Source organism: Phenylobacterium sp. (assembly GCF_036501465.1).
Taxonomy (GTDB): Bacteria; Pseudomonadota; Alphaproteobacteria; order Caulobacterales; family Caulobacteraceae; genus Phenylobacterium.
Genome location: NZ_DASYAF010000151.1, coordinates 17,850 through 27,639, shown reverse-complemented (window position 1 = coordinate 27,639; position 9,790 = coordinate 17,850). Strand labels below are relative to the sequence as shown.

5 protein-coding genes and 1 pseudogene are annotated in these 9,790 nt (G+C 69.3%); 2 read left to right on the top strand and 4 right to left on the bottom strand.

Features of this window, described 5'->3' with window-relative positions; translation table 11 throughout:
- Positions 1–552: pseudogene (locus VGL85_RS17160) on the bottom strand (indolepyruvate ferredoxin oxidoreductase); the annotation flags it as partial.
- A gap of 4 nt (positions 553–556) precedes the next feature.
- Positions 557–1,330, bottom strand: coding sequence for a cyclase family protein (locus VGL85_RS17155; RefSeq protein ID WP_331590202.1), 774 nt, complete (start codon positions 1,328–1,330; stop codon positions 557–559).
- A gap of 191 nt (positions 1,331–1,521) precedes the next feature.
- Between VGL85_RS17155 and VGL85_RS17150 the strand changes: the two genes are divergently transcribed.
- Positions 1,522–4,851 carry a S41 family peptidase gene (locus tag VGL85_RS17150; RefSeq protein ID WP_331590201.1) on the top strand — a complete coding sequence of 1,110 codons (3,330 nt, stop codon included), beginning with the start codon at positions 1,522–1,524 and terminating at the stop codon, positions 4,849–4,851.
- On the opposite strand, the gene VGL85_RS17145 is transcribed toward VGL85_RS17150, so the two are convergent.
- Positions 4,805–5,308 carry a hypothetical protein gene (locus VGL85_RS17145; protein ID WP_331590200.1) on the bottom strand — a complete coding sequence of 168 codons (504 nt, stop codon included), beginning with the start codon at positions 5,306–5,308 and terminating at the stop codon, positions 4,805–4,807. The genes VGL85_RS17150 and VGL85_RS17145 overlap by 47 nt on opposite strands.
- 187 nt (positions 5,309–5,495) lie before the next feature.
- On the opposite strand from VGL85_RS17145, the gene VGL85_RS17140 reads away from it, so the two are divergent.
- Positions 5,496–7,433 carry a PQQ-binding-like beta-propeller repeat protein gene (locus VGL85_RS17140; RefSeq protein WP_331590199.1) on the top strand — a complete coding sequence of 646 codons (1,938 nt, stop codon included), beginning with the start codon at positions 5,496–5,498 and terminating at the stop codon, positions 7,431–7,433.
- A gap of 22 nt (positions 7,434–7,455) precedes the next feature.
- Here the strand turns inward: VGL85_RS17140 and VGL85_RS17135 are convergent, their stop codons facing one another.
- Positions 7,456–9,705 carry a TonB-dependent receptor domain-containing protein gene (locus VGL85_RS17135; RefSeq protein ID WP_331590198.1) on the bottom strand — a complete coding sequence of 750 codons (2,250 nt, stop codon included), beginning with the start codon at positions 9,703–9,705 and terminating at the stop codon, positions 7,456–7,458.
- Between the last annotated feature and the right edge of the window lie 85 nt (positions 9,706–9,790).

The window sequence follows — 9,790 nt, the reverse complement described above, 5'->3', positions numbered from 1 at the left end:
AACTTCCAGCATGACCGGCGTATGGGTCGCCTCCGACAGCTCGAATCCCTGCTCGACCATTTTCACCAGCATTTCCAGGTTGGGGCGCGGGTCGAGCAGCCAGATCTGCGACTTCATGGCGAAGGCGTGGGTCCGCTCCTGCATGATCGAGGAGCCTTCGCCGTAGTCCTCGCCGACGATCACCAGGGCGCCGCCGGTGACGCCGCCCGAGGCGATATTGGAAAGTGCGTCGGAGGCGACGTTGGTGCCGACCACCGACTTCCACGCGACCGCGCCCCGCAGAGGGTAGTTGACCGAAGCGGCCAGCATGGCCGCGGCGGCCGCCTCGGACGCGCTGCTCTCGAAGTGGACGCCGAGTTCCTTGAGCAGGCCATCCGCGTCGGCGAACACGTCCATCAGGTGGCTGATCGGCGAGCCCTGGTAGCCGCCCACATAGGCGACGCCGGATTGCAGCAGGGCCTTGGTGATGGCCAGGATGCCCTCGCCGCTGAACACCGCGCCCTCGCCGATGCGCAGCGCCTCGACCTCGTGCTGGAACGAGCGCTCCGCCATGGCGTCAGGCTTCGAGGAGCGCCAGCACCCTGAGCGGGCTGCCAGAGCCGCCTTTGATCTTCAGCGGCGTCGCCACGATCACCGCCCCGGTGGCCGGCAGCTGGTCAAGGTTCTCCAGGCACTGCAGGCCGTACTTGCCGGCGCCGTGCAGCAGGGTATGGGCGGGATAGGGCGGATCGAAGAGGTGGGCCTGGCCGGCGTCGGTGCCGATCGTCTCGACGCCGAAACCGATCACGTCGCGCCCATCGACCAGCATCCGTATGGCGTCGGCCGAGGGGCCCGGCGTGTGCGCCCCGTCCTCGCGCCGGCTCGTGTAGGCCTCGCCCTGGCGTTTCGACCAGTCGGTGCGGAACAGCACCCAGCTTCCGGCCGGGATGCGGCCGTGCTTGGCCTCCCAGCTTTCGATGTGCTTCGGCGTCAGCACGAAGTCCGGATCGGCCGCGCAGTCCGCCGAGGCGTCGATGACCACCGCCGGGGCGATGAAGTCCTTGGGCGGCACGCGATCGACGCTGGCGAGGTTCTGCCCGGTGACCCAGTGGATCGGGGCGTCGAAGTGAGTGCCGGTGTGCTCGCCGACCGTGAAGTTGTTCCAGTACCAGGCGACGCCGCGGGCATCGTAGCGGGAGATCTCCTCGAGCACGAAGCCGGACGCCTGGCCGAACTCCGGCGGCAGGACGATCGTCGGGGTTTCTGACGACAGCGGCTGGGTCAGGTCGATGACCCGGATCGATCCGGCCGTCACCGCCTTGGCGAAGGCTACGAGTGTCCCCGTCGGCATGGTCTTGCTTCCCCTTGTGGACGCCCTTTTGTGGACGCCCTATCGCGCGAGCCGCCCATGGGACATGCAAAGCCGTGCGCGTGCAAGGCGCCCGGCGTCGAGCTCGAAGCGACACGCAGGCCGGTCTTGCCGCTTTACCGCATGCGGCGATCCTGGCTACCAATCGTGGCGGCGGTGAAGCGGGGGCGTTGATGAAAATCTGGCGGATGGCGATGGCGGCGGGCGCGCTCGCGGCGGCCCTGGTGGCGGGCGCGGTCCAGGCCCAGACGCCCACCCCGAAACCGGCGCTGGCCACGCCCACGCTATCGCCCGACGGGAGCGAGATCGCCTTCGCCTCGGGCGGCGACATCTGGACCGTGCCGGCGGCGGGCGGGACCGCGCGGTTGCTGGTCACCGACCCGGCCACCGAGGACCGGCCGATCTATTCGCCGGACGGCCGGCAGATGGCCTTCACCTCGACGCGCAACGGCGCCCCCAACATCTACGTCATGACGCTCGCCACCGGTCAGGTGCGCCGGCTCACCTGGTCGGACGCCACCGAACAGCTCGATGCCTGGTCGGCCGACGGCAGGTGGATCTACTTCTCCTCCGGCGCCAACGACGTGGCGCGCCAGACCGACGTGTTCCGCGTGGCGGCGAGCGGCGGCACGCCGCTGGAGGTCAGCCGCGAGCGCTTCCTGGCCGAGTTCAATTCCGCCCCCTCGCCCGACGGCGCCACCGTCGCCCTGATCGCCAAGGGCAATTCCGGGGTGCAGTGGTGGCGCAACGGCCACGCCCACATCGACGAGGGTGAGCTGTGGCTGAAGCCGGTGGCGGCTGGCGCGCCCTACCGCCGCCTGCTGGGCCCCGACGCCAAGCACCTGTGGCCGATGTGGAGCCCGGACGGCGCCACGCTCTACTACATGAGCGACGCCTCGGGGTCGGAGAACCTCTGGAAGCTCGCCGCGGCCGGCGGCCAGCCCACCCAGATCACCCATTTCACCGCCGGCCGCGTGCTGTTCCCGGCCATCGCCCGGGACGGCTCGGCCATCGTCTTCGAGCGTGACTTCGGGATCTGGAAGCTGGACCTGAAGAGCGGCCAGGCCGCCCAGGTGCCGATCGCCCTGCGCGGCGCGCCCGCCTCGGCCGGCGACCGGCGCCTGAACGAAACCAACTTCCAGCAGATGGCGCTGTCGCCCGACGGCAAGAAGGTCGCCGTCGTCGCCCACGGCGAGGTGTTCGCGGCCGGCGCCAAGGACGGCGGCCCGGCCGAGCAGGTCACCACCGCCGGCGGCATCCAGTCCGATCTCGTCTGGTCGCCGGACAGCCGCCGCGTGGCCTATGTGGCGCTGCGCGGCCTGGACAGCCACGTGCGGGCCTACGACTTCGCCACCCGCCGCGAGCGGGCGATCACCGCCGGCGCGGGCTTCGATACCGCCATCTCCTGGTCGCCGGACGGCAAGACCCTGGCCTATGTCCGCGACCGCAAGGAGCTGCGCGTCGTCGCCCTGAACGAGGCCGGCGAGCCGGGCAAGGACAGCCTGCTGTTCAGCGGCCAGATCGCCGGCTTCGGCGGCTCGGCGCCCGCCTGGTCGCCGGACGGCAAATGGCTGGCCTTCGCGGTCACCGACACCAAGTCGTTCCGCAACGTCTGGGTGATCCCGGCCACGGGCGGCGAGGCCAGGCCGATCAGCTTCCTCGCCAACGGCGACGCCTCGACCATCGTCTGGTCGAAGGACGGCAAGTACATCGTCTTCGACACCGCCCAGCGGTCGGAGGACGTGCACATCGTCCGCGTCGACCTGTTGCCGCACGTGCCGCGCTATCGCGAGGACGAGTTCCGCGACCTGTTCCGCCAGCCGGAGCGGACGCCGACCACCGCGCCCAATTCCACGCCGCCCACCGCGCCCGGCGCGCGGCCGCCGCAGCCGGCGAGCCCGCCGCCCAAGACCGAGCCCGAGCCGGCCGGCGAGAAGGCGGCCGACGCCAAGACCGGCGAAGCCAAATCCGACGCCGACAAGCCCGCCCCGGCCAAGCCCGCCGCCGCGCCGGTGAAGATCGTCTTCGACGGCATCCGCGAGCGCGCCACCTACCTGCCGCTCGGCCTCAGCGCCGAAGAGCCGGTGATCAGCCCCGACGGCAAGACCCTGGTCTTCCGCTCGACCCTTTCGGGCAACAGCGTGCTCTACAGCTACAACCTCGACGAACTGGTCCGCGAGCCGCCGACGCCGCAGCAGCTGGTGAGCTCGCGGCGCGCCAAGCGGTTCGTCGCCTTCACCCCGGATTCCAAATCGGTCTACTATCTGGAAGGCGGCCTGGTGGGCACGACCACCATCGAGAATTCGCATCCCAAATTCGTGGCGATCAACGCCGAGCTGGAGGTGACCTTCGACCACGAAAAGGTCGCCGCCTTCGACCAGGCCTGGAGCCTGCTGGACCGCGGCTTCTTCGACGCCAGGTTCCACGGCCAGGACTGGAAGGCGCTACGCGTCCGCTTCACGCCCTACATCGAAGGCGCCCATACGTCCGACGAGATGCGCCGCATCACCAACCTGATGATCGGCGAGCTGAACGCCAGCCACTCCGGCATCAACCGGCCGCCCAACGGCTACGGCCCGGCCCGTGTCGCCGACCTCGGCCTGCGCTTCGACCGCGAGGCCTATGAGGCCGGCAAGGGCCTGGTGGTGCGCGAGGTGATCACCCTGGGCCCCGCCTTCATCGAGGGCGCGATCAAGCCCGGCGACGTGCTCACCGCCGTCGATGGCCATGCGATCGGCCCGGGCGTCGACCTCGACCAGTTGATGGTCGACAAGGCGGGCAAGCGCACGGTGCTCACCATCCGCACCGGCTCTGGGACCCGCCAGGCGGTGGTGCGTCCGGTCTCCGCCCAGGTGGCGTCGGGGCTGCTCTACCGCCACTGGATCGACGGGCGGCGCGCCTATGTCGACAAGATCAGCGGCGGCCGCCTGGGCTACGTCCACATCGCCGACATGTCGTCCGAGGCGTTGGATCAGCTCTACCTCGACCTCGACGCCCAGAACGAGGGCAAGGAGGGCGTCGTCGTCGACGTGCGCAACAACAACGGCGGCTTCGTCAACGGCTACGTCCTCGACGTCTTCACGCGCCGCAACTACCTGACCATGACCAGCCGCGACCAGAGCCCGGTGCCCAGCCGCCAGGCGCTCGGCCAGCGGGCGCTGGGCGTGCCCACGGTGCTGATCACCAACGAGTCCTCGCTCTCCGACGCGGAGGACTTCACCGAGGGCTACCGCACCCTGAAGCTGGGCAAGGTGGTGGGCGTGCCGACCGCCGGCTGGATCATCTACACCTCCAACATCCCGTTGGTGGACGGTTCGGTGGTGCGCGTGCCCTCGACGCGCATCCAGGGCGCGGCCGGCGACGACATGGAGCTGCATCCGCGGCCGGTGGACGTGACAGTCGAGCGCCCACTGGGCGAGACCATCGCCGGCAAGGACGCCCAGCTGGAGGCGGCGGTCAGTGAGCTGTTGAAGACACTGGGGCCGGCGCCGGCGAGGCGTTGAGCAGCCAGCGGGCGGCCAGCGCGATCGGCAGGCCGAACGCCACCAGGTGGGTCCCGAAGCTCAACGAGAAGAGCAGCGGCGTCTTCGGCAGGGCGAAGTGGAGCTTCGATAACGGGATGACGCCGAAGGTCATCACCACGTAGCAGGCCACGCCGTAGAGCAGGCCCATGGTCACCGGCCGGCGCAGCAGCACCGGCAACCGGTCGCTGGCGAACACATAGAGGCCGGCGGCCACCACCGAGATCAGGGTGTGGAAGAAGACGCCAAGCAGCGCCATCGGCAGGCCGCCGGCCAGCGCCGTCTTGCCGCCCACGGCGCCGGCGGCGATCGACTGGAACACCCTCTCCCAGCTCGCGCCCAGCTTCGCCTGGATCGGCAAAACCACGGCCATCTCGACCACGGCGGCGATCAGCCCCACGACCAGGCTGATCCAGAGCTTGCGCGGAATATCGGTCATCGGAGGCCTCCCGTTTCCGGCCAGCCTAGCGGCGCGGGGTCGCGGCCGGTCGCCGGCCTTGCGACCAACGGCTGCGCCAAATCTGCAACCGGCTTTGCAATCACCGCGGCCAGCCGCCTTGCCGCGACTGAAATCCGCCCGCAAACTGCGCCGCAAAGATTTCAAAGCGACATTTCGGGGAGCGATCATGACTTTCAGGATTTGGATGGCGGCGTTGGCCGCCGCGGCGGTGGCCGCGCCGCTGGCCGCCCATGCCCAGGGCGCCGCGGCCGCCGGCGAGACCGTGTTCAACGGCCGCTGCAAGGGCTGCCACGACCCGGCCATCGACCGCGCGCCCAGCAAGGCGACGCTTTCGACCTATCCGGCCGCCCTGATCGTCGATGCGCTCACCAACGGGGTCATGAAGCCCATGGCCGCCGGCCTCTCCGACGAGGACAAGGCCGCCGTCGCCGCCTACCTGACCTCGCAAGGCGCCGCCCCTGCGCCGGTCGCCCAGGCCGCACCCCGCCGCCCGGCGCCCGCCGCCAATGTCGGCGTCGACGTGAAGTGCGCCGCCAACCCGCCGATCGCCGCCACGCCAACCGACTGGACCAGCGTCGGCCTGCACGAGTCGCACCGCTACCAGGCCGATCCGGGCCTTAAGGCCGCCGACGTGCCGAAGCTGAAGGTCAAGTGGAGCTTCGCCATGAGCGGCGGCTCCATGCCCACGGTGATCGGCGACTGGCTGTTCATCACCAACCGCTCGGGCAAGTTCTACGCGCTGGATTCCAACACCGGCTGCGTGCGCTGGGTGGTCTCCGACGTGGCCTCGCGGACCACGCCGATGATCGTCAAGTCGCCCGTCTCGCCTTCCGGCTGGCTGACGGTGGTGGGCGTGCGCGACCGCACCGCGCGCGCCTTCGACGCCCAGACCGGCAAGGAGATCTGGAAGTCGCCGCCCCTGCACGCCAATCCGGTGGTCGGCATCACCGGGACCCCGCTGGTCGTCGGCGACCAGGTGTTCGTGCCGCTGACCTCCGGCGAGGAAGGCGCGGCGCGCCAGCCCACCTATCGCTGCTGCTACTTCCAGGGCGCGGTGGTCGCGCTGGACCTCAAGACCGGCCAGAAGCAGTGGTACACCAAGGTGATCCCCGAGACCCTGCACGACACCCACCCCAATGCGGCGGGGACCATGCAGCAGGGCCCGGCCGGCGCGGCCATCTGGTCGGCGCCGACCGCCGATCCCAAACGCGGCCTGGTCTACGTCACCACCGGCGACAGCTACACCGACGTGGACACCAAGGGCGCTGATGCGGTCGTCGCCATGGACATGAAGACCGGCCAGATCAAATGGTCGACCCAGGTGGAGTCGAAGGACAATTTCATCGTCGGCTGCACCGACGCGAAGAAGCCGGTGAACTGCCCGAGCCCCGACGGCCCGGACTATGACTTCGGCGCCTCGCCGATCCTGTTCCACCTGGCCGGCGGCAAGGACGTGCTCCTGGCCGGCCAGAAGTCGGGCATCGCCTGGGGCTTGAACCCGGATACCGGGAAAGTCCTGTGGCATCAGAAGGTTGGCGGCGGCTCTTCGCTGGGCGGCATCGAATGGGGCATGGCCGCGGACAACAAGCGGCTCTACGTCGCCAACGCCGACACCGTGAACCTGATCGACGAATACCTGCGCCCGATGGGCAAGTCGCCGGTGGCGGAGAAGGAGCCGCCGTCCTCGCCAGGTCTCTATGCGCTCGATCCGGCCACCGGCAAGGTGCTGTGGAAGGTCGCCGCCCCCGTCGCCCCCTGCCACTACCAGGGCGACCGCAGCCGCGACCGCTCCGGCGGCGGCTGCATCCGCGCCGAGTCCCAGGCGCCCTCGGTCATGCCGGGCGTGGTGTTCTCCGGCACCATGGACGGCTGGTTCCGCGCCTATGACGCGGCCACCGGCAAGATCATCTGGGCCGACAGCACCACCGACCGCCACTACGACACCGTCAACCAGGTGAAGAACCAGCCGGGCGGCAGCATGGACGGCCTGGGCGCGGCCATCGCCGGCGGCAAGGTGTTCGTGATGAGCGGCTTTAACGGCGCGGCCAACACCGGCGGCAATGGGACCAACGTCCTGTTGGCCTACTCGGTCGACGGGAAGTAGCCGCCGATCCGGCGGGCCGGCGCTAAGGCGTCGGCCCTGCCCCGCCGCCGCCGTTCTGGAACTCGAAGCCCGGGTCCTTGGGCTTGCCGCCGCCGAACGCCCAGGTGAGGCCGATCTGCGCCTGGCGGCTGGAGAGTTCCGTCTTGATCCGTTCGCGCAGCAGCGGCGTGCTGTTGACCGTCAGCGGCAGATAGCTGTGCAGCACGTCCTGCAGGGTCACCAGCAGGAACAGCTTCTCGCCCAGCTTGCGCCGGTAGCCCAGGTCCAGCTCCCTCAGCGGATAGACCGTCCCCTGCGGCGTCAGCCCCTTCTGGGAGATCGAGCCGTTGAGCTGGAAAAGGTCCTTCGCGCTGGCCTGCCAGGTGAGGCTCCCGCGGCCGGACCCCGCGACCAGCGACCTGGCCGGGGCGAACTGCGGGCCCAGGCTGTCGAAGTGCTTCCAGGCGGCCTCGGCCGAAACATTGTAGCTGAGCGCCGAGCCGAGCTTGCCGGTCAGGACCGTATCGAGGCCGGCGAGCTGGACCTGCGCGACGTTCTGCAGCTGATTGAGCGTGATCCCGCCGCCCAGGTCCCGCTGCACCCGCAGGAAGATGTCGCGGCTCCCGCGGTAGAACAGGGTCGCGCTGAACAGCGAAGCCCCTTGGTGTCGTTCGTAACCCACCTCGAAGGATTGGGTCTGCGAGGGCTTCAGGTGCGGGTCGCCCGACTGGAAATCCAGCGGGTCCAGCTGCAGGCGGAAGGGATTGAAGAGGATCGGGTCCGGTCGCTGGACGCGGTGGCTATAGCTGGCCGTAAGGCTCTGGTCGTCCGACAGCTTCCAGCCCAGGTGCAGGGTCGGATAGACATTGGCGTAGTGGTTGACGTCGGTCTCGCCCAGGGTCGCCTGGTCGAGGTGGATCCGCACGTCCTCCACCCGCAGGCCGCCCAGCACCGTGAGCTCGCCGATCGGCTTCTCATAGGTGGCATAGGCCGCGCTCACCGTCTGGCGGAACAGGAAGAGGTTGCTCTGGGTCGGGTCGAGGACCAGCGCGGCTGCGTCCGTCCCGATGTAGGCGCGGTCGCGGTAGGAATTGTCGACATAGTCGATGTCGACGCCCGCCTTCAGCTTCGACATGTCCGCGAACGGCTGGGTCAGGTCGCCCTTCAGCTCCACATGGTGCTGATGGATGTTCTCCGGCTGGTCCACGAAGGCGGCCGGCGCGGGCGGATTGCTGTCGAAGGTCTCGCCGAACCGTTCGCGCGGATCGTTGACCTCCTCTCCGCTCAGGCTCGCCTTGAACTCCCCGTCCCCGGCCAGTTTCCGGCGCAGGTTGACGCTCAGTTCGCCGGCCGAGCGGGATTCGTGCAGCCGCACGTCGCGCAGGAAGGTGCTCGCAAGGCCGTCGGCCGGATCGTTGTCGCTGAACCGGCTGGGCACGTCGCCGTGGAACGAGGTCAGGTTGAAGTGGCCCTCGGCCCCGATCTGGGTCTTGGGCGTCAGGTCGAAATCGATGCTCCCGCGCCCATAGGGCGCGGTGGCGAAAAGGTCGTTCACCTGGTCCTCGAAAACCGTCTGGAACGGCCCTTGCGGCGTCGCCCGCTGCTCGCGCAGGTCGAAGACCGTGATCTTCAGGGTGTCGTGGTAGACACCCAGCTCGCCGGTGAAGTTCAGCCGCGCCGAGTTGTAGCCAACCGTCGCGCCCGCCTTGATGCGGCCGCTGTCGCCGCCGGTGACCCGCAGCGAGCCGGTGAACCCTGCGCCGCGCGACTTCTTGGTGATCAGGTTGATCACCCCGGCCGAGCCGTTTGCGCCGAACTCGGCGGAGGGATTGGTGATCACTTCCACCCGTTCGATCGAATCCGCCGGCATCGACTGCAGGGCCTGGGCCCGGGTGTCGCCCGAAAGCAGGCTGGAGGGTTTGCCGTCGACCAGGATGGTGACGTTGGAATCGCCACGCAGGCTGACGTTGCCCTGGATATCGACCTCGACGGCCGGCACGTTGCGCAAGGAATCGGCCACCGATCCGCCGCTCTGGGCCTTCAGGTCCGTGGCCAGGCTGTAGCTCTTGCGGTCGATGGAGGACTGGACCGGCGAGACCTGGCCGGTCACCACCACCTCACCCACCGTCTTGGTCTTGTCGCCGGGCTTGCCGAGGGGTGGTTTGGCGGGCGGCGGAGAGGTCTCGCCCTTGGCCGTCGCCGGGGCTGCGTCCGGCTGCGGCGCGGCTTGCTGGGCCAGGGCCAATGTCGGCAGGGCGGCGGCGGCGAGCACGGACGGAATCAGGCGGCGCACAGGCTTCCCCAGGAACTGCCGCCCAAGCGGCCTGGAGAGAGTACATCTGTAATTTTGAAAATCTACAAGCGTAAAACACCGACAG